This is a genomic window from uncultured Marixanthomonas sp. (genome assembly GCF_963974425.1).
Taxonomy (GTDB): Bacteria; Bacteroidota; Bacteroidia; order Flavobacteriales; family Flavobacteriaceae; genus Marixanthomonas.
The window spans coordinates 1-21,222 of the sequence record NZ_CAXBCK010000058.1; the positions used below are offsets into that span (position 1 = coordinate 1).

A 21,222-nucleotide genomic window follows, 5' to 3' on the forward strand; every position below is an offset into this window, starting at 1 on the left:
TTGCTCTTTAAAATGATCGGCAACTTTCTTGGTGTTTAGCACCAACAACCCTAACAATCCCAATAAAAATAAGACAAGCGAAATACTAATTACTACCGAAAAGTAAGAAGAAATCAACCTGCGTTTTTGATATTTTTCAAAAGATGATGCCATAGATAGTGTTCTATTTTGTTTTGTAAAAGTACAATGATTTAAGTAAACGCAATAATATAATTATAGGTATAGACCGCTTTGCTGCTAGAAAAGAGAATATAGAATATAGACAACAAATTTTGTTTACTTTTTTCTTCAGCCACCCGTCTTCGAGCACCTGTCTTTTTATCCAACGTTTAAACTTTTGTCTTTCGTACAATAGCCGTAAATTTGCCACCTATTTTCAAACGGTAGCGATGAGCAAATACGACTTTAATAAAATTGAAGACAAATGGCAGGCATATTGGGCCAAAAACCAAACCTTCCAAGCTAAAAATAATAGCGAAAAACCTAAATATTACGTACTGGATATGTTTCCCTATCCTTCTGGTGCCGGACTGCACGTTGGGCATCCACTTGGGTATATAGCCAGTGATATTTATGCGCGTTACAAACGCCATAAAGGGTTTAATGTATTGCATCCGCAAGGGTATGATAGTTTTGGGTTACCGGCAGAGCAGTACGCTATTCAGACTGGGCAACATCCTAAAAAGACAACTAGAGAAAACATAGCTCGTTACCGTGAGCAATTGGATAAAATTGGCTTTTCGTTCGATTGGAGCCGTCAGGTTCGGACTTCAGATCCGGAATATTACAAATGGACGCAGTGGATTTTCATGCAGCTTTTTGAAAGTTGGTATGATTATGAAGCGGACAAAGCGAAGCCGATTTCAGCATTAGAAGAAATCTTCACTTCTGGAGGAAACACAAAAGTTAATGCAGCCTGCGATAGTGATGTAGAACCTTTTTCTGCGGAAGCATGGAATAAATTTTCTTCTGAAAAACAACAAGAAATAGTATTACAATACCGATTAACCTATTTAGCCGAAACCGAAGTAAATTGGTGTCCGCAATTAGGAACGGTATTAGCGAACGATGAAATAGTAAACGGCGTTTCCGAACGTGGCGGCTATCCTGTAGTTCGGAAAAAAATGAAGCAATGGAGTATGCGCATTACCGCGTATGCACAGCGTTTATTAGATGGGCTGAACGGTATCGATTGGCCACAGCCGCTTAAAGATTCGCAAACCAACTGGATTGGTAGAAGTGAAGGAGCGAGTGTGACGTTTGATGTAAAAGATCACGACGAAACCATTGAAGTCTTCACCACGCGTCCAGATACTATTTTTGGAGTTAGCTTTATGACACTCGCGCCAGAACACGATCTGGTGTCAAAAATAACCACCGATGCTCAAAAAGCTGCCGTAGAAGCCTACATTGAAGCGACTGCAAAACGCAGCGAACGCGAACGAATGGCCGATGTAAAAACCATTTCTGGAGTGTTTACTGGAGCGTATGCCGAGCATCCTTTTAGTGGAGAATCTATTCCTATTTGGATTGGCGATTACGTATTGGCGGGCTACGGAACGGGTGCCGTGATGAGTGTTCCTTGTGGCGATCAACGTGATTACGATTTTGCACGTCATTTTGATATCCCAATCCCGAATATTTTTGAAGGGATTGATATTTCCGAAGATGCTTTTTCAGATAAAGACAAAACGGTTATAACCAACAGTGATTTCTTAAACGGATTACAATACAAAGCCGCCACCAATAAAGTAATTGAAGCGTTGGAACAAAAAGACGCTGGGAAAGGAAAAATTAATTACCGATTACGCGATGCGGTTTTTAGTCGTCAGCGCTATTGGGGTGAACCTTTTCCAGTGTATTACAAAAATGGATTGCCGCAATTAATTGACGAAAAATATTTGCCACTAACTTTACCTGAAGTTTCCGCTTACCTACCTACCGAAGACGGCGAGCCGCCATTAGGACGCGCCGATGTTTGGGCGTGGGACACACAAAAAAATGAAGTGGTTGCTAATGTCAACGTGGATGATGAAACCGTTTTTCCATTGGAATTAAACACTATGCCGGGTTGGGCAGGAAGTAGTTGTTATATGTTCCGGTATATGGACCCGAACAATGACGATGCTTTAGCCAGCCAAGAGGCAATGGACTATTGGCAAAACGTCGATTTATATGTCGGCGGAAGCGAACATGCGACCGGACACTTGTTATACAGCCGTTTTTGGGTGAAATTTTTACACGATCGTGGGGTGTTACCCGTTGAAGAACCCTTTAAAAAGCTGATCAACCAAGGTATGATTTTGGGGGAGAGTGCTTTTGTTTATAGGTTAGATTCTATAACATTTACAGATAGTGAGTTAGAAAAGGATATTTTTAATTCTGCGACCTCTAATGAACAGTTTTTGAGAGATAGGCGTAAAGCAATAATTGAAACAAAAGATGTAAAAAAACTAGTTATAGTTACTTTTAATAAAAAGGAAGATTTCTCTTTTCTAGACTCTTCAATTATAGATATTGGAGAAAAACGAAACTTATATTCCTTAAATTTTTCATCTATTCATTCAGACGTTTCATTCGTAAACACATCAAACGAATTAGACATAGAAGCATTTAAAAATTGGCGACCAGAATTTAAAGACGCTGAGTTTATTACCGAAGAAGACGGAACCTTTAAAGTCTCTCGCGAAGTCGAAAAAATGTCTAAGTCCAAATACAACGTGGTCAATCCCGATGTTATTTGTGAAGACTACGGCGCCGATACCTTACGTATGTACGAGATGTTCTTGGGGCCGTTAGAGCAAGCCAAACCTTGGAATACTGCAGGAATTAGCGGTGTACATAATTTCCTAAAAAAGCTTTGGAAATTATACCACACCGGGGCGGAAGGTAGTTTTAAAGTTACGGATGATTCAGCTTCCAAAGACAGCTTAAAAAGCTTGCATAAAACCATTAAAAAAGTAGAAGAAGATATTGAAAACTTCAGTTTTAATACGTCGGTTTCTACCTTTATGATTGCGGTAAATGAATTGACGGCTCAAAAATGTACCAGTCGAGACGTGTTGGAGCCACTGGCGGTATTGATTTCACCATATGCGCCGCATATTTCAGAAGAACTGTGGAGCTTGTTAGGACATAAGGAAAGTATTGCTACGGCGCCATTTCCAAAGTTTGAAGAAAAACACTTGGTAGAAAGCAGTAAAGAGTATCCAATTTCTTTTAACGGAAAAATGCGTTTTACGCTAGAGTTGCCGTTAGATATGAGTAAGGACGAAATTGAATCTGCCGTAATGGCACACGAGAAAACAACGCATTACCTCGATGGTCGTACGCCTAAAAAGGTAATTGTAGTACCGGGTAAAATTGTAAATATAGTTGGGTAACACATTTGCATAGTATTTGCTATATTTAGTTTAGAATTTAGGTTTAACAATTAAAAAATCATAGAAGCTTTCGCTACGTTATTTACACTGAGCGGAGCCGAAATGTAAAACAATAGAAATGATAGGATATTATATATTAGCAGGGATCATCTTTTTGGTGAGTATGTATGTAAGCAACAAGCTGAAAAGTAAGTTTAAAAAATACTCTAAAGTACACCTGCAAAACGGAATGAGCGGTAAGGAAATTGCCGAAAAAATGCTAGCAGATAATGGTATTAGCGATGTTGAGGTAATTTCAACCCCAGGACAGTTAACAGACCACTATCACCCAGGAAAAAAGACGGTAAATTTAAGTGAGTCTGTCTATATGCAACGTAATGCAGCGGCAGCGGCAGTGGCGGCACACGAATGTGGTCACGCTATTCAGCATGCAAGGGCGTACAGTTGGTTAAAATTTAGATCGGCTATTGTACCAGCGGTAAGTGTAGCTAGTAAACTCTCTAATTTTGTGATTATGGCAGGATTGGTATTATCGTTTGCTACGTCTATGACGGGCTTAGGAAATACCCTTTTCTTAGTCGGGATTATTTTATTCGCAGCAACTACTGTTTTTGCTTTTATCACTTTACCCGTAGAATTTGATGCGAGTAAACGTGCTTTAGCGTGGTTAGAAAATGAAAATATGCTTACGCAACAAGAACACGATGGTGCAGAAGACGCCTTAAAATGGGCTGCTAGAACGTATGTGGTAGCTGCATTAGGATCATTGGCAACACTATTATACTTTATAAGTATGTTTTTAGGCGGAAGAGATTAATTTCTGAAAAAACTCAAACAATAAAAAAAGCCCGATTCATTTGAATCGGGCTTTTTCGCTTAATAACCTTGAACGTTATCAGGATTGTATCCTAGATATTTTGTAAAGTTTTCTTTAAAGGTAATTCCGTGCTTTTCCATTTCTTCCAGAATAGGTTCGTACACCTCTTTCTTAATTGGGCGTTGTACGCCTGGGGTTGTAATTTCTTTATTCAGAATTTTAATGGCTGCCATCGCTACTGGAAGTCCAACCGTTTTTGCCATTGCGGTATACGTTTGGTCTTCGCCTGTTAATACCATGTGGCTGTCTATTTGTTTCTTTTCGCCATTCAGCTCGTATCCAAATTTATGGTACATAACAATCATATCCTTATCTTCAGGTTGAAGCGTCCATTTATCTTCTAATATTTTCTGAAGCGCTTTTGCAGGTGTAGCATCTTTAATCCCAATCTTTTTGTCAGGGTTGAAAATATCGAGTTCTTCTAGTTTCCCCCACATTAAATCGTCTTGGTCTATTTTAAGACTGTGACGCATCTTTAATTCTACAGAATCGGTTGGGGAATAGGGCAAAAACAGGTTTACAAAATCACGATACGATAGATTTTCAGAGTTCGGAATGGTGTATCCATCATCGGTCATTCCTAATTGTACAAACATATTCCACGCTTTACTGAAACCGACGCGACGGATGGTTCCTCTATATAGTGTAAGTACATCTTCCAGGCCGTAAACTCCTCTATATTTAAGGGAATTTCGGTTAGCGAGTCCTTCAAAACGACCGTGGCCTTCAATATTTAAAAATTCCGTTCTTCTGAACAAACGGTGATATGGAATGTATTTATAGGTGCCTTCTTGTATAAATTCAGCAGCGCCACCTTGTCCGGCAACCACTACGTTTCTTGGGTTCCAAGTAAATTTATAATGCCAAAGATTGTCGTCACTTTCAGGAGCTACTAAACCACCGGTGAAAGATTCAAACAACAACATTTTTCCACCGTTATCTCGAATGCGATCAATCACTTGCATCGCACTCATGTGATCAATACCGGGATCGAGCCCAATTTCGTTCATAAAAACTAGTCCCTTTTTTTCTACGTCACTATTTAAAGCTTGCATTTCATCACTTACATAGGAGGCAGTTACCATATGCTTGCCAAACTCTAGGCAATCTTTTGCTACTTCAATGTGAAAACGTGCTGGTAGCATAGAGATTACCAAATCGGCTGCTTTTACAGTTTTTCTTCGTTCTTCTTCATTGAAAATATCCAACTTAATAGCAGTTGCATTAGGGTGATCACCCGCTAATTTTTGAGCATTTTCTAAAGAAAGGTCGCCAATGGTAAGCGCTAATTTTTCAGTTTCAGATTTATTAAGTAGATATTGTATTAAACTCGTTGCAGATCGGCCAGCGCCAATTATTAAAATGTTTCGCATCGGAAGGTTTTTTCGTATTTTTGAATTTCTTTTTCAGTTGGACGAATTTACTAAAATCTACTTGGACAAATGCGGGATTACAATAAAAATATAGTGATTACGGCTTCCGTTTTAGCAGCAATTACCATTGCTATTGGGGCGTTTGGCGCTCACGGATTAAAACAATTAGTTGATAGCGAAGCGATTGCTACTTTTGAAACAGGCGTGCGCTATCAAATGTATCATTGTTTGGCGCTTTTGGTTGTTGGTTTTGCAAAACCAATTTCAGAAAATACCCGAAAATGGGTCTTTCGTTTTTTTCTATTCGGAATTGTTTTCTTCTCGGGTTCCATCTATTTATTGGTGTTAAAAGCGGTTTTGCCTTTTGCGGTTTCTTTTTTAGGCCCCATTACTCCACTTGGAGGGTTATTTTTTATAATAGGCTGGTTGCGATTGGCCTATGGATTTTTTTCGTTAAAGTAATTACAATTCCACAGTTAAATTTCCGTTATCTATTTCAGATTTCATATTTTTGTAACCCACAACAATTAAAATAAGTGATGGTCGATAAAAACCAAACTAAACGAAAAATCTCATTGGATAATTATGGGATTAAAAACGCAACAATTAATTATCAACTCTCTTCAGAAGAACTTCACAACGAAGCAATAAAAAATGGTCAAGGTAAAGAAGCGTCTAGCGGTGCACTTGCGGTAAATACCGGTGAGTTTACTGGGCGTTCGCCTAAAGATCGTTTTATTGTTAAAGATGAGGTTACCGAAGATAAAGTATGGTGGGGAGATATAAATATCCCTTTCGATGCTTCAAAATTTGATACTTTATATGAAAAAGTAACAAATTATCTTTCTGAAAAAGAAGTGTATGTAAGAGATAGTTATGCTTGTGCACATGATGACTACCGTTTGAATATTCGTGTAATTACAGAGTATTCTTGGTCTAATATGTTTGCGCATAACATGTTTTTACGTCCTACAGAAGAAGAACTTGATAGCTTTGATCCCGAATGGCTCATTATAAATGCCCCAGGATTTATGGCAGACCCCGAAACGGATGGGACTCGTCAACATAATTTTGCTATTTTAAATTTCAGCAAAAAAATTGCCTTAATTGGAGGGACTAGATACACAGGGGAGATAAAAAAAGGTATTTTCTCTGCCCTTAACTTTATTTTGCCAGTATTTAAAAATACGTTGCCTATGCATTGCTCTGCCAATGTTGGTGAAGATGGTGAAACAGCAATTTTCTTTGGGCTTTCAGGAACTGGAAAAACAACACTTTCTGCAGACCCTGAAAGAAAATTGATAGGTGATGATGAGCACGGTTGGACTTCAGAGAATTCTGTGTTTAACTTTGAGGGTGGTTGTTATGCAAAAGTGATTGATCTTTCAGCTACTAAAGAGCCAGATATCTATAAAGCAATTAAACCTGGAGCCATTCTAGAGAATGTAGTAATGGATAGTGAAGGCAATGTTGACTTTAAGGATACCTCTATTACACAAAACACAAGGGTAAGTTATCCAATTTATCATATAGATAATATTCAGCAACCTTCTATTGGGCAAAACCCTAAAAATATTTTTTTCCTTACGGCAGATGCTTTTGGAGTATTACCTCCTATTTCAAAATTAACACCGGGTCAAGCCGCATATCATTTTATTAGTGGGTACACGGCTAAAGTAGCTGGAACCGAAGCTGGTATTGATGAGCCGTTACCAAGCTTTTCAGCTTGTTTTGGTGCTCCGTTTATGCCATTGCACCCAACAAAATATGCTGAAATGTTAAGTGCTAAAATGAAGGAGGCTGGCGTGAACGTTTGGTTGGTGAACACAGGTTGGACAGGCGGTCCTTATGGCACCGGCAGACGTATGAAACTTAAATATACAAGGGCTATGATTACAGCAGCTCTTAACAATAAATTGGAAGATGTGGCGTACGAAAACCATCCAATTTTTGGGTTGAATATGCCAAAAGAATGTCCTAATGTGCCGGACGATGTACTAAACCCAAAAGAAACATGGGCAGATAAAGATGCATATGACGCCAAAGCGGAAACATTAGCAAAATCATTTAAAAGAAATTTCGAGAAATTCGAGTCTTATGCAAATGATGAAATTCTTTCTGGAGCTCCTATAAAAGGATAAACTTCATTTAAGTAAAAGCAAAAAAAACGCGCTGTAATTAAACAGCGCGTTTTTTTGTTAGAAGGTTTAAGTAAATAATCTCTTTCTTATTTTTTATTCACCTCTTTAATATACTTTTCAAGAGCCATCGTCATAGAAGGAGTTTCAGTTGTGGGAGCTTGTATGTCTACTCGCAAGCCATTATCGGTAACAGCTTTTACAGTTGTGTTTCCAAAAACAGCAATTCTTGTGTTTTTTTGTTCAAAATCGGGAAAGTTTTCCAAAAGTGATACAATTCCACTTGGGCTAAAAAATACTAAAATATCGTACGATACGTGACGAAGGTCAGATAAGTCGCTTACTACCGTTTTGTAGAAAGTAGCTTGCTTCCACTTCACTCCTAATTCATCTAATAATTCAGGAACGATAGGTTTTAATTTATCTGAAGAGGGTAGTAAAAAGCTTTCGCTCTTGTATTTTTTAACGAGTGGCATCAGTTCTTGAAAGGTACGTTTACCAACGTATATTTTCCTTTTTCTGTAAACTACGTATTTTTGCAAATAGTAAGCAACAGCCTCACTTTGGCAGAAATACTTTAACGAATCTGGCACTTTAAATCTCATTTCTTCAGCAATTCTGAAAAAATGATCAACCGCATTCCTGCTCGTTAAGATAATTGCCGTGTACTGAGACAAATCAACTTTTTGACCCCTAACTTCTTTGCTAGGAACCCCTTCAACGTGAATAAAAGGTCTGAAATCTATTTTTACTTTTTGTCTATCAATAAGATCAAAATAGGGGGAGTTTTCAACCTTAGGTTCAGGTTGCGAAACCAAAATAGTTTTCACTTTCATAAAATCAGTTTTTTTAATTCTTTTCTATCTAAACCAACGTTTTATACAAGATAAAATAGGGTGAGATTTCAAGTGCGCAAAGATACAAAATAAAATAGAAGAAATTACTAATTATTAAATTTCTGTTAGTCTTGTAGCTGTAAAACAGTGCAATACCGTTAAACACTGCAATTATCGCTAGAAAAACAAATAGAATTATAATCGTGGGTTCGATAATAAAATATAAAAAAAGGTTTAATATGAAAATTAAAAGTGAAATCAGGTTTCGATAACTTAATTTTTGAAACAAATAAGAGTTTATTGCGGTATCCAATGAAAAAGCAGTCCCAATAATTTTTTCAACGCAAAATTTCACAAAAACGAATACCGTATAACAGGTGCAAATTTGAATAAATAGATATTCGTTAGTATTTGTAGTTTGTGGCTTAAAAACTTCGAAAAACAAGTAAATAAACAAAGAGACCGAAAGAACCTGACCTATAAACAACAAAATATTAAAGGGGTGAACGATAGCTTCTGACTTCCCTTGAACCAAAAAGTATTTGTCACTTATGGGTAGCGTTATAAATTGCTGAAATTGTCTTGGGTAAAAATGTTTTGCAAGGGTTATAACTACTAAGCATATAACTAAAGTGATTATAACCCAATCTATAGAGTCAATATGTCTTTCAATATACTGCAACTGTTGCTTTTTGGAGTTAAAGGTACATTAAAATAGATATGACAAAAAGCAATTCAATTAGAATTTCCTTCACGTTTATTTGCTTAAAAAAGGGTACATTTGCCACAAAAAGCAGGCTATGTCCAAAGCCCTTGTGGTGATACCAACATACAATGAAATTGAAAACATAGAGCGGCTGTTACGCAATGTTTTTTCGTTGCGGATGGACTTTCATATATTAGTGGTTGATGACAACTCTCCTGATGGTACTGGAGAAGCTGTTGAATCCCTGTTTAGCGAATATCCCGAACAACTTTTCTTGCTTAAACGCAAAGAAAAAGCAGGGTTGGGGACGGCATATATAGCAGGATTTAAATGGGCGTTAAAGCGGGATTACGAATATGTTTTTGAAATGGATGCAGATTTTTCCCACAATCCAAACGATTTAATACGTCTGTATAATGCCTGTAGAAAAAACGGCGCAGATCTGTCTATAGGTTCCAGGTATGTACAAGGTGTTAATGTGGTAAACTGGCCTATGGATCGCGTATTGCTATCTTGGTCGGCTTCAAAATACGTTCGATTGGTAACTGGTATGAAAATTTACGATACTACGGCAGGGTTTGTGTGTTATCGGCGTAGAGTGCTAGAAAAAATAAACTTGGATAAAATACAATTTGTAGGGTATGCGTTTCAAATAGAAATGAAATTTAAAGCGTATCTAGCAAAATTTAAAATAGAAGAAGTTCCCGTAATTTTTACAGATAGAACCCGGGGCGAATCAAAAATGGATAGAGGGATTATTTCCGAAGCAATTTTTGGAGTAGTGAAAATGAAATTTAAAAGCCTTTTTGGCAACACCGATTTTAATGAAATTTAAATGAGTAGCATTTTAATAAAAAACGCGAATATTGTAAACGAAGGAAGCATTTTCCAAGGGGATGTGCTTGTAGAGAATGATGTAATTGCAGAAATTTCCAGTAGTATCAGTGCGAAATCTTCCGATACGAAGATTATTGATGCAGATGGTCAATATTTGTTGCCGGGAATGATAGACGATCAGGTTCATTTTAGGGAGCCAGGTTTAACCCATAAAGCCGATATTGAGAGCGAATCTAAAGCTGCAGTTGCTGGGGGAATTACTACTTTTATTGAAATGCCTAACACCATTCCACAGGCTACGACCATTGAGCTTTTAGAAGATAAATTTACCCTTGCTAAAGAGACTTCTTGGGCCAATTATAGCTTTATGTTTGGTGGTACGAATGATAACCTTGATGAAATTTTAAAAGTTGACCCTACCAAAGTCGCAGGATTAAAATTGTTTTTAGGTTCTTCTACAGGAAATATGTTAGTGGACAATCCTGAAACAATTGAAAACATCTTCAGTAAAACTAAGCTATTGATTTCTACCCATTGTGAGGACGAAGCTACAATCAAGAAAAACTTGGAAGAGCACATTAAAGAATATGGTGACGACATCCCTTTAGAAAAGCACCCAGTTATACGAAGTGAAGAAGCGTGTTATTTGTCTTCTTCAAAAGCAATTGAATTGGCTAAGAAAACAGGAGCTAGATTACACGTGTTTCATCTTTCAACAGCAAAAGAAACGAAGTTATTTAGTAATAAAAAACCCCTTTCAGAAAAGAAAATTACTGCGGAAGTATGTATTCATCACCTTTGGTTTAGTGATGAGGATTATAAAACCAAAGGCACTAAAATAAAATGGAATCCAGCCGTGAAAACCAAAAATGACCGGGAAGGATTATTGAAAGCATTAAAAGATGATCGTATTGATGTAATTGCTACCGACCACGCTCCACATACTTGGGACGAAAAAAATAATGTATATACAAAAGCTCCCTCTGGCGGACCTTTAGTGCAACACGCTATGGTTGCGTTAATGGAAATGTACCATAAAGGACTTATTTCGTTGGAAAAAATTGTTGAAAAAACAGCGCATAACCCAGCGATATTATTTCAAATTAAAAATCGTGGTTACATTCGTAGGGGTTATAAAGCAGATTTGGTGTTGATGGATTTACAATCACCTTGGACGGTAAATAAAGAAAATATTCTATACAAGTGTGGCTGGTCGCCTTTTGAAGGTGCCGTATTTAAATCTCGTGTAACCCACACCATTGTAAATGGAACATTGGCTTACGAAAATTTAAAATTCCCTAATAGAAGCCGTGGCGAGCGCATAACTTTTAATCGCTAATGAAGTACCTATATTTCATACTAATTTTTGTGACATTTGGTTGTCAAAGTGTTGAAAAGCCCAAGAAACCAGATAATTTAATCTCTGAGGAAAAGATGGTTGAAATTATGATGGAATCGTACATTAGTAATGCTGCACGAAGTGTAAACAATCGAAAAATAAGATCCTACGGCTTAAAACTAGATTCGGTTATTTATGCGAAATATAATGTAGATAGTACCCAAGTTAGTAACAGTAATAATTACTATGCGGCAAACCTTGAGGACTATGAATCAATGTTTCAAACTATTGATGAACGCTTAAAGACTATGAAAAAAAATGTAGATAGTATTCAAAAACTAGAAGAAGCTAACAAGAGTGAAGAAGAAAAGGTGAAAGATTCTGTTTCGGAGGAATCAGGCTTAGTGCCAGCTTTACAGGCATCTTCTCAAGATTCCATTGAATAACGATTTACTACGCGGTCTAAGGTTTCAGAAATAGGTGTAAACTGAAAATTTAATTCCGTTTCAATTTTTGAACTACTATAATTAGAGACCGTATACAATGAATTAACCGTATCTTTTAGCATGGTTCGTTTCGTTCCAAAAAGTTTAGAAATAAACCAATCAAATTTACTGAATACCATCAAAATCCATTTAGGAACTCTTTTTTTAGGAGATTTTAGATTTAACTTAGTAGCTATTACGGTAAGTAATTTTTTATATAATACATTGTCGCCTACCAATATATAGGATGTGTTTTTTACTGAAGCTTGCATCCCTTGAATCATAGCTTTCACTACGTCTTGTACATCAACAACTCCCATCCCACCATCGGTATAAAAAGGGATTCCTTTTGAAGCCATTTTAATAATTACGCCACTGCCAGAATTAAAATAGCCTTCACCAAGAATAACGCCCGGTTTAACAATGACCGCATCCAATCCTTCTTGCGTACCGCGCCAAACTTCCATCTCGGCTCCGTATTTTGTAATGGAATAGATGTTGTTTTTTTCTTCAGGATTCCAGTGGGTTTCTTCGGTAATAGGAGCTCCGTTTAAAGCAGTACCCAAAGTTGCAACCGAACTCACATAACACAATTTTTTCACCGAATTAGCCAAACAGAGGTTCACAATATTCGCTGTACCTTCTATATTGGCTTTCTTTAGTTTTTTATAGTTCTTAGGATCAAAACTAATGTAGGCGGCAGCGTGATATACATAGGTAATATCCTTAAAAGCATCGGTTAAAGCTGGTATTTCGGTGATATTGGCTTCTTGCCATTCAATTTTATTGAAAAGTATTTCAGCTTCAGTTTCATTCACATAATAACCAAAAATCTTTTTCACAGTTTGTAAATCGCTAGATTTTCTATGAATGGCGCGAACTTGTTTGTTTTCCTTCAGAAGAAAGTATAACAAATGCGATCCTACTAATCCTGTGCCTCCGGTGACTAAAATCATGCTGTAAAAATAGTCTTTTTTATAGTATTCTTTTCTGTTAACGCCATTGGGTATATCTTTGCTGAAATAATACAAATAAAATATTTTAAAAGTGAAAAATTTCGTTGAAGAATTGCAATGGCGAGGTATGGTACACGATGTAATGCCAGATACCGAAGAACACCTTATGGAAAAAATGCGATCTGCTTATATAGGATTCGATCCTACGGCAGATTCATTACACATTGGGAATTTAGTTCCTATCATGCTGTTGTCTTTTTATCAACGCTGCGGACATAAACCATATGCCTTGGTAGGTGGTGCGACAGGGATGATTGGTGACCCCTCGGGGAAATCGAATGAACGTAATCTGTTAGATGAAGAAACCCTTCAGCACAATCAAAATTGTGTAAAAGAACAGTTATCTCAGTTTTTAGATTTTAAATCGGGGGCAGATAATGAGGCAGTTATAGTAAACAATTACGACTGGATGAAAGAGTTTTCATTCTTAGACTTTATTCGCGATGTTGGAAAACACATAACGGTTAATTATATGATGGCGAAAGATTCCGTTAAAAAACGTTTAACTGGAGAAGCAGCCGATGGCATGTCTTTTACTGAGTTTACATACCAAATGGTGCAAGGCTATGATTTCTACCATTTGTATAAAAACCACGACTGTACCCTGCAAATGGGCGGTAGCGATCAATGGGGAAATATTACAACTGGAACCGAAATGATTCGTCGTATTGGTGGCGGGAAAGGGTACGCATTAACCTGTCCATTAATTACTAAAAGTGACGGTAGTAAATTTGGAAAAAGTGAAGGCGGAAATGTTTGGCTAGATGCAAAACGTACTTCCCCATACAAGTTTTACCAATACTGGTTAAACACTAGTGATGAAGATGCCGAAAAGTATATTAAAATATTTACTTTTTTAGATAAAGAAACTATTGAAGCTTTGATCGCCGAGCATAGCGAAGCACCACACGCCAGGTTGTTACAAAAACGTTTGGCAAAAGAGGTGACCGTAACGGTGCACAGTGAAGAAGAATATGAAAAAGCAGTAAAAGCTTCGGAAATTTTATTTGGTAAATCAACTTCAGAAGATTTAAAAGCCCTAGATGAGCAGACTTTTTTAGATGTGTTTGAAGGCGTACCACAAGCTGAAATAAATAAAGCAGAACTAGAAAACGGAATTGATATTATCGCTGCGCTGGCTTCAGAAACTAATTTCTTAAAATCGAATGGGGAAGCCCGAAGAGCTTTAAAGGAAAATTCTATAGCTGTTAACAGAGAAAAAGTAAAAGAAGATTATAGAATTACTTCAAAAAACTTAATAAATGATCAATTTATACTGCTGCAACGCGGTAAGAAAAATTACTTCATCATTAAAGCTGTATAAGCTATTTTATTACATAAGAAAGCCCCGTTTCCTGAGAAGGAGCGGGGCTTTCCAAATTAACTAACCAACCAATTATGAACTGAGCCCGAAGGCTCAAGACATCTTTGCACTACAGTAGTCGTATATCTTTACGTATCTTACAGCTAATTGTATAAATTTAGCATTTAATTAACTTTATAACAGAGGGTTACAGCATCATTAAGTTGCAGCCTCGTATATCGCTATCATCAAATCGTCCTAATATTTCAAAAGTGTTATTTTTATGTAGTTTGCCCAAGTCTTGGGTGGCGATGAAACTACAGGAGTATAAATTTGCTAAATCGATTACATTAATTCCTCCGTTTTTTCCATCGACATATGTAAATGGATCTTCCGTGTCTCGGGTTAAGATTTTCATCCAAGGCGGATACGTAAAAATCCCTTTACCAGTTGAATAGGCTTGTGAGAGTAGTTCGGTCATTCCATATTCGCTGTGTATTTCAGAAACACCAAAACCTTGTTGAAGTACTGCGTGCAATTCTTCTTTTATCATTTCTTTTCTTCGGCCTTTCATTCCACCGGTTTCCATAACGATGGTGTTTTTTAACTGAAATGACTGTGTTTCAATTAAATCTAATAACGCATACGAAACACCTAATAGTAAGGTCTTTTTCCCTTCAGCTTCTAAAAATGCAAGTTTCTCAATTAGGGCGTCCATCTCATGTAAATAAAAGCCACTATTTATATTTTCACTTTGCTTTATCAACGAATCGACCATATATATTAAAGAAGAACCTTCGCGTTCTAGGTAAGAAGGTAATAAAGCCAAGATGGTATAATCGGTAGGGTTACCGTATTGATTTTGAAATGCCTTGTTGAAACTTTCTTCGTATAACTTGGTACTAGCAACGTAATGTTTACTCGTTATACTTCCGGTGGTTCCGCTACTGGTAAAAATGGTTTCTTTATTATATCCTTCAGTAATAATTAGGTGGCTTTTAAAAAACTGAATTGGGAGAAAAGGTATTTCAGAAACTTCAGTTACTTGTTTGGGATTAATTTTTAACATATCGCAAAACTGCCTGTACACTTTTACGTTTTTGTATTGAAAGTTAAACACTTCTAACGTAATGTTTTTGAAGTCTTCGGGTGTTTGTATGTTGAAAATTTTTTCTTGAAGCATAGTTGCAGAATAGACGCTTCAAAAATAAGGAAATAAAAAAAGCTCCTGCCTAAGCAAGAGCTTTAATAGTATTATAATTTTAGAAAAATTACTTCACTACTAATTTCTTAGTAACAGAAGCGTTTCCTTGGTTTATTTTTACAATGTAAACCCCACTTGTAAGTGAAGCAATATTTAAACGCTCACCAGTTAAAGTAGTATTAATTACTTGTTTTCCTAATACATCAAAAACAGCAATTTGTTTTGCACCGTTTACTTTCGATACAATGTTTACGAAACCATTAGAAGCTGGGTTTGGGTAAATTGAAAACTGGCTGTCAAAATTATTACCTACGCTTAATGGCTCACAATCATTTTCAGCTCGTAGGGTAGGTTCAGCAACACAGTAAGTTCCATCAGTATTTAACTGTAAAGACTCTGTATCCTTGTTTCCGTTAGCGTTTTCATCATACTGTACAGTCTCTCCTAAAGCGGCCAATAAGTCTGTGTCGTCGTCATCGCTTGTTCCATATACAATAACATCAATTAAATTGGTGGTTGTAGCTGGCGTTTCATTTGGAAAGTTAGCGGCATCATCTTGATAAATAGCCACTGCATCTGCACCGTTTTGTATGGTATTATCAGCACCTAATGTAACATCTGCGCCAGATACAGCATCACTACCTATAACAAAATAGCCATCTGAATCTGTTTCAAAACCAGCTAAATCAACTGTTGTGTAGCTTACGTTGTCTGTTGTGTTCCCGTTAAAAAGGACAACGACATATCCGTCAAGTGAAAAGTTTGGGGTATCAGACAAAAGCTCTATAAACTCTTCTGTGTCCGTTGAAGTTTGATCTGAGTCAACCTCATTAATAGAAATCTGGGCAAAAGAAGCAACACTTGCAAAAAGTGCGGCCAATAAAGTAATTTTTTTCATCATGTATAAATTGTTTGATTATTTAGTAAATATACATAAATGTGTATTAGTTGTATATTTTTCTATTTAGTTTATAAAATGCTTAACATTAGGGTAATATAGGTGAGAAAAGAGCTTAATTTTAGGGTGTTCATGTTACAATATGGTTAACATTTAAAACAATAAACGATACAAAAAAGTAATATATGGTATCTTTAAACTTTTAAAGAATCAATAATAACTATCTATGAAGAAAAAAGACATAAAAATTCTATTAGTAGATGATGAACCAGATATTTTGGAAATAGTTGGTTATAATTTAACTTCGGAAGGGTATACAGTTATTACTGCTGAAAACGGTAAACAGGCTGTAAAAAAGGCGAAAAAAGAAATACCGCACTTAGTCATTCTCGATGTAATGATGCCCGAAATGGATGGAATGGAAGCTTGTGAAAAAATGCGAAACATTCCTGAATTGGCCGAAACCATCATTACATTTTTAACAGCACGGGGTGAGGATTACTCACAAGTAGCAGGTTTTGATGCTGGTGCTGATGATTATATTACAAAACCCATAAAGCCTAAAGTACTGGTTAGCAAGGTAAAAGCACTGCTAAGAAGGTATAAAGAAGCCAATGAAGAGAATAATAAAATAAAATTAGGTAACTTAGTAATTAATAGAGAGGAGTATAAAATCATTTTAGGGAAAGAAGAAATTGTCTTACCTAGAAAAGAGTTTGAATTACTCGCTTTATTAGCCTCAAAACCTGGAAAAGTATTTAAACGGGAAGTTATTTTAGATCGCGTTTGGGGTAACGAAGTAGTAGTAGGCGGAAGAACTATCGATGTTCATATTCGTAAACTTCGTGAAAAAATTGGAGACGAAAAATTTAAAACCGTAAAAGGAGTAGGCTATAAATTTGTAGTTTAATGGCAAAAGAATTTAAAAGAACATATAAGTTTGCTGCCTATACATCAAGCTTTCTAACATTCTTTCTAACACTCGTCGTGGGTGTTTTTTTTTATGTTACTAAAATGGAGATGTATTGGTTTGTATTGTTGTTTGCCATTGTGTGCTTTTCTTTTTCATTCTTTTTTATACAGTATAGGGTTGAAAAATTCATTTATCGTAGAGTAAAAAAAATATATGACGATGTCCGGCTGCTGGACGCTTCTACCTTTGATAAAAGACAAATTACCACCGATATGGCAACGCTAACCAGAGAAGTGGAGCGCTTTGCTGAAACTAAAAAAATAGAGATTGAAACTCTTAAAGGTCGTGAAAACTACAGGAAAGAGTTTATGGGAAACGTTTCACACGAATTAAAAACCCCCTTGTTTACTGTTCAAGGCTATATTTTAACCTTGCTTGATGGTGCTATGGAAGACAAGGCCATCCGTAAAAAATACCTACAGCGAGCCAATAAAGGCGTAGAGCGACTTATATATATTGTAAAAGATCTTGATATGATCACCAAGCTTGAAGTTGGTGACTTAAACTTAAACAAAGAGCGTTTTAATATAATCGAACTAATACAAGGTGTTTTCGATTTGTTTGAAATGAAAGCAGCTAAGAGAAATATTACATTAACGTTCGATATTGATTATAAAGAAAGCATTTTTGTTGAAGCAGATCGCGAGCGTATACAGCAGGTTTTGACCAATTTAATTGTAAACTCTATTAAATACGGTAAAACAGATGGCACTACCGAAGTAAGCATTGAAGACCTAATTAGAAATAAAGTAATTGTAAGAGTAACCGACAATGGAGAAGGTATCCCGAAAGACAAAATACCACGTCTATTCGAACGGTTTTTTAGAGTTGATAGAAGCGGTTCGCGTAAAGAAGGCGGTAGTGGTTTAGGGCTTTCAATTGTAAAGCATATTCTCGAAGCTCACGACGAAAAAATTTATTTGGAAAGCCAACTTGAAGTAGGCTCAGAGTTCTCATTCACTCTCGAAAAAGCGAAATAGGTTTTTAAAATCTGGTTGGCTATTAAAGTCTTTCAAGCCCTTATAAAACGAAATTTTGTCCAATTTCTCTATTTTAAATTTATGTTGCTTGCAACTTGGTACAAATCCAGCTTGTTTTAGCCGTTTCGCCAAATAAACTTGCTCAAATTGTCCGGGTGTAGGTATAAAAAAAGCTTTCTTTTCCATGGCGGCAAGATCCATAATAGTTGTGTAGCCTGAGCGGGAAACTATATAGGTGCTTTCGTTAATAGCCTGCTCTAAGTCATCGCTTTTTAAAAAGTTTATTACCTTAATATTTCCTATTTGTTTTTCTTTTTTTACGTCTTCAACAATGCCTTGTACCAATAAAATCTTCTTTTCTGAATTTTTAAAAACAGAAAGAAGTTGTTCTTCCAGTACAGTGCGTTGTGGCTCAGGTCCAGAAAGTAAGCACAAAACATCATACACAATTGGGAGTTTCTTTTTTTTCATTCGGCTTAACAATCCAATATAAATAACTGGAAAAGGAACGGAAAGCGCGTCTTTAAAATGACCTAATTTCCCGCTTAAGTTAATAGAATCTTCCAAATCTGGAACCCAACAGGCATCAAATTTTTTAATTAATTTTTGATGCATTTTACTACTCACATACGAGGTGCTTCCCGATAACACGTTTAATTGATGTGTTATAATAACCGAAGGAATGTTTTTGCTGCGTACACCCCAACGGTTATCACTTATTATTCCGTGGATTTTCCCTTCGGAAACTAACTCTTCAATCACTTTTTTTTCTGAAGTAATTATTTTCTGAATATAGGGGGCTTTTAGCATAAGTTTCAGCTTAAAAAAAGCACCTTTTTTCGGGTAGGTTATATTGTAAGAAGGTAAAGAAACGTAGGGTAACTCGGGAAATTCCTTCCGAAGTAATAATAAAGCTCCTCCATCTGAAGCTAAAAAAACATTATAATTGTTTTTAAGTAATTCACGTATAATTGGTATACAGCGCGTAGCGTGTCCTAAACCCCAATGTAAAGGGGCAACCAAAATCGTTTTTTTGCTGTTCACAAAAACAAAGGTACACAATGTAGTCTCTTACTACTATTTCCTTAATTTTACCAAATTATCAATAATACTAAGAAATAGGTAACAGTGGGCAGTAAAAACAAACTTAAACGATTTAAACAAAACGAGACTTTTAAAAACGTAATTCAACCCACACGGGAAGAGGTGTTTTCAAACAGTTTGAATTTAAAAGGGAATTGGAAACAAAACTTTTTTAAAAATGACAAACCCTTGGTGCTTGAATTAGGATGTGGCAAAGGGGAATATTCGGTTAACTTAGCCCGAAACTATCCAAATCATAATTTTTTAGGAATAGATATTAAAGGAGCTCGTTTTTGGCGTGGTGCCAAGACAGCCTTAGAAGAAAAACTAGACAATGTTGGATTTCTTAGAACCCAGATTGAGTTAATCGATCTTCTTTTTGAAGAGAATGAAGTCGATGAAATCTGGATTACCTTTCCCGATCCACAGATAAAATATAAGCGTACAAAACACCGCCTCACCAATGAAGATTTTTTAAATAAATACCGAAAAGTATTAAAACCCGATGGTTTAGTACATTTAAAAACCGATAGCGAATTTATGCATGGTTATACTTTGGGACTGCTGCACGGTCTAGATGAAAAAATAGAATACGCCCATCACGATGTCTACGGAAACTCCCATTCTCCAAAAGAAGTAACCGGCATCCAAACCTTTTACGAACAACAATATTTGGAGGAAAACAAAAAGATAACCTATATCAGGTTTACATTCAGATAGATAAATTTGTTTATATTCACACTTGAAACAGCGTTTTTATGACTGTACTTGTAAATTTTGCCATTGGCTTTTTAGCAGCATTTGTTGGAGTAATTCCTCCTGGTTTGCTAAACTTATATGCGGCAAAAATAAGTATGAAAGAAGGTCGGAAAAAAGGATTTTTGTTCTCTACGGGCGTTTGTATTACCGTGATGTTTCAAACCTTGGTCGCTTTGTTTTTTGCTCGGTTTTTAGATCAGCACCCTGAGTATGTTTCCATGCTTCAAAAAGTGGCATTGGGTATTTTTATCTGTATTACCATTTATTTTTTCTTCATAGCAAAAGATACGCGCAGGCAATTACCTGATGATGTAAACCACTCTAAAACCAACCGATTATTTTCAGGAATGTTATTGGCATTAGTAAATCTACTGCCCCTACCTTATTGGGTATACATAAGTATCACATTTGCAGGTTTTGGTTGGTTTAGTTTTTCTCAACCAGATCTCTGGAGTACGGTAGTGGCATCGGGGTTAGGCACTTTTACAGTTTTGGCTATGTATGTGTGGTTTTTTAGGCAAAAAGATGATCAAAAAAAGTTAAATGTCAATATGAATTTCATCATTGGCATAATCACAGCTGTTATTTCAGTTATCACATTACTTAAAATTATGCAAGAAATTTAAGATGGCTTCAGATGGTTTTTTTGAAAAGGTGTATCAGGTTGCAAAACAAATTCCTTACGGAAGAGTGACAAGCTATGGTGCCATTGCAAAATACTTAGGAGCTGCCGGAAGTGCTCGAATGGTAGGTTGGGCGATGAACGGAAGCGGCAAAGATCCAGACGTTCCCGCGCATCGCGTAGTAAATAAAAAAGGATTACTTACCGGAAAACATCATTTTAGAGGCACCAACTTAATGCAACAGCTATTAGAAAGTGAAGGTATAGAAGTGGTTGACAATCAAATTCAGAATTTAGAAAAACTTTTCTGGGACCCTATGAAAGAACTTTAATTTTTTTTTTCTATTATCCCAACTCCCAACTCCCAACTCCCAACTCCCAACTCCCAACTCCCAACTCCCAACTCCCAA

Annotated in this window: 19 protein-coding genes and 1 pseudogene; 13 read left to right on the top strand and 7 right to left on the bottom strand. The window is 36.4% G+C overall.

The window, feature by feature from the left end; all coding sequences use genetic code 11:
- A pseudogene (locus AACZ92_RS14420) lies at positions 1-153 on the bottom strand (ABC transporter permease); the annotation flags it as partial.
- 236 nt (positions 154-389) lie between these two features.
- On the opposite strand from AACZ92_RS14420, the gene AACZ92_RS14425 reads away from it, so the two are divergent.
- Together AACZ92_RS14425 and AACZ92_RS14430 are read left to right on the top strand one after the other, a co-directional pair.
- On the top strand, positions 390-3,383 hold the full coding sequence (locus AACZ92_RS14425) for a class I tRNA ligase family protein (RefSeq protein WP_339702676.1): 2,994 nt from the start codon (positions 390-392) through the stop codon (positions 3,381-3,383).
- A gap of 118 nt (positions 3,384-3,501) precedes the next feature.
- A complete protein-coding gene (locus AACZ92_RS14430) occupies positions 3,502-4,200 on the top strand; it encodes a zinc metallopeptidase (protein WP_339702679.1) in 699 nt (232 codons plus the stop codon).
- A 59-nt stretch (positions 4,201-4,259) separates the two neighbouring features.
- Here AACZ92_RS14430 and AACZ92_RS14435 read toward each other — a convergent pair whose 3' ends face one another.
- Positions 4,260-5,633, bottom strand: coding sequence for a saccharopine dehydrogenase C-terminal domain-containing protein (locus AACZ92_RS14435; protein ID WP_339702682.1), 1,374 nt, complete (start codon positions 5,631-5,633; stop codon positions 4,260-4,262).
- A 69-nt stretch (positions 5,634-5,702) separates the two neighbouring features.
- Here AACZ92_RS14435 and AACZ92_RS14440 point away from each other — a divergent pair, with 69 nt between their 5' ends.
- Both AACZ92_RS14440 and pckA read left to right on the top strand, forming a co-directional pair.
- A complete protein-coding gene (locus AACZ92_RS14440; protein WP_339702685.1) occupies positions 5,703-6,095 on the top strand; it encodes a DUF423 domain-containing protein in 393 nt (130 codons plus the stop codon).
- 77 nt (positions 6,096-6,172) lie between these two features.
- The gene (pckA, locus tag AACZ92_RS14445; protein WP_339702688.1) at positions 6,173-7,774 is read left to right on the top strand and encodes a phosphoenolpyruvate carboxykinase (ATP); all 1,602 of its coding nucleotides are present in this window, start codon (positions 6,173-6,175) and stop codon (positions 7,772-7,774) included.
- Between the two features lie 86 nt (positions 7,775-7,860).
- On the opposite strand, the gene AACZ92_RS14450 is transcribed toward pckA, so the two are convergent.
- Positions 7,861-8,607 (bottom strand): uroporphyrinogen-III synthase, encoded by a 747-nt coding sequence (locus AACZ92_RS14450; protein WP_339702690.1) that lies wholly within the window; start codon positions 8,605-8,607, stop codon positions 7,861-7,863.
- 800 nt (positions 8,608-9,407) lie between these two features.
- Between AACZ92_RS14450 and AACZ92_RS14455 the strand changes: the two genes are divergently transcribed.
- Genes AACZ92_RS14455 through AACZ92_RS14465 form a run of 3 tightly spaced genes read left to right on the top strand, consistent with a single transcriptional unit; the run spans position 9,408 to position 11,935 of the window.
- Positions 9,408-10,148 (top strand): polyprenol monophosphomannose synthase, encoded by a 741-nt coding sequence (locus AACZ92_RS14455; RefSeq protein ID WP_339702693.1) that lies wholly within the window; start codon positions 9,408-9,410, stop codon positions 10,146-10,148.
- The gene (locus tag AACZ92_RS14460; protein WP_339702696.1) at positions 10,149-11,489 is read left to right on the top strand and encodes a dihydroorotase; all 1,341 of its coding nucleotides are present in this window, start codon (positions 10,149-10,151) and stop codon (positions 11,487-11,489) included.
- Positions 11,489-11,935: a DUF4296 domain-containing protein gene (locus AACZ92_RS14465; RefSeq protein ID WP_339702699.1), complete on the top strand. Its 447-nt coding sequence runs from the start codon at positions 11,489-11,491 to the stop codon at positions 11,933-11,935. Before AACZ92_RS14460 ends, AACZ92_RS14465 begins: the two co-directional genes overlap by 1 nt.
- Here AACZ92_RS14465 and AACZ92_RS14470 read toward each other — a convergent pair.
- Entirely contained in the window at positions 11,917-13,005 is a 1,089-nt protein-coding gene (locus AACZ92_RS14470; protein ID WP_339702701.1) for an NAD-dependent epimerase/dehydratase family protein, read from the bottom strand. The two genes, AACZ92_RS14465 and AACZ92_RS14470, sit on opposite strands and share 19 nt — an antisense overlap.
- Before the next feature lie 16 nt (positions 13,006-13,021).
- On the opposite strand from AACZ92_RS14470, the gene tyrS reads away from it, so the two are divergent.
- Entirely contained in the window at positions 13,022-14,314 is a 1,293-nt protein-coding gene (tyrS, locus tag AACZ92_RS14475; protein WP_339702704.1) for a tyrosine--tRNA ligase, read from the top strand.
- 187 nt (positions 14,315-14,501) lie between these two features.
- Here the strand turns inward: tyrS and AACZ92_RS14480 are convergent, their stop codons facing one another.
- Complete coding sequence (locus tag AACZ92_RS14480) at positions 14,502-15,476, bottom strand: acyl transferase (protein WP_339702707.1); 975 nt, start codon at positions 15,474-15,476, stop codon at positions 14,502-14,504.
- Between the two features lie 88 nt (positions 15,477-15,564).
- Positions 15,565-16,398, bottom strand: coding sequence for a T9SS type A sorting domain-containing protein (locus tag AACZ92_RS14485; RefSeq protein WP_339702710.1), 834 nt, complete (start codon positions 16,396-16,398; stop codon positions 15,565-15,567).
- Between the two features lie 223 nt (positions 16,399-16,621).
- On the opposite strand from AACZ92_RS14485, the gene AACZ92_RS14490 reads away from it, so the two are divergent.
- Together AACZ92_RS14490 and AACZ92_RS14495 are read left to right on the top strand one after the other, a co-directional pair.
- The gene (locus tag AACZ92_RS14490; RefSeq protein WP_339702713.1) at positions 16,622-17,305 is read left to right on the top strand and encodes a response regulator transcription factor; all 684 of its coding nucleotides are present in this window, start codon (positions 16,622-16,624) and stop codon (positions 17,303-17,305) included.
- Complete coding sequence (locus AACZ92_RS14495) at positions 17,305-18,348, top strand: ATP-binding protein (protein WP_339702716.1); 1,044 nt, start codon at positions 17,305-17,307, stop codon at positions 18,346-18,348. The genes AACZ92_RS14490 and AACZ92_RS14495 overlap by 1 nt, the downstream gene beginning before the upstream one ends.
- On the opposite strand, the gene AACZ92_RS14500 is transcribed toward AACZ92_RS14495, so the two are convergent.
- The gene (locus tag AACZ92_RS14500; protein ID WP_339702718.1) at positions 18,322-19,392 is read right to left on the bottom strand and encodes a glycosyltransferase; all 1,071 of its coding nucleotides are present in this window, start codon (positions 19,390-19,392) and stop codon (positions 18,322-18,324) included. The genes AACZ92_RS14495 and AACZ92_RS14500 overlap by 27 nt on opposite strands.
- A gap of 84 nt (positions 19,393-19,476) precedes the next feature.
- Here AACZ92_RS14500 and trmB point away from each other — a divergent pair, with 84 nt between their 5' ends.
- The 3 genes from trmB to AACZ92_RS14515 are packed head-to-tail and all read left to right on the top strand — an operon-like array spanning position 19,477 to position 21,144.
- Positions 19,477-20,151: a tRNA (guanosine(46)-N7)-methyltransferase TrmB gene (gene trmB / locus AACZ92_RS14505; protein WP_339702720.1), complete on the top strand. Its 675-nt coding sequence runs from the start codon at positions 19,477-19,479 to the stop codon at positions 20,149-20,151.
- Between the two features lie 38 nt (positions 20,152-20,189).
- The gene (locus AACZ92_RS14510; RefSeq protein ID WP_339702723.1) at positions 20,190-20,816 is read left to right on the top strand and encodes a lysine transporter LysE; all 627 of its coding nucleotides are present in this window, start codon (positions 20,190-20,192) and stop codon (positions 20,814-20,816) included.
- Between the two features lies 1 nt (position 20,817).
- Positions 20,818-21,144, top strand: a complete 327-nt coding sequence (locus tag AACZ92_RS14515) for an MGMT family protein (RefSeq protein WP_339702726.1) — start codon at positions 20,818-20,820, stop codon at positions 21,142-21,144.
- Positions 21,145-21,222: the final 78 nt, after the last annotated feature.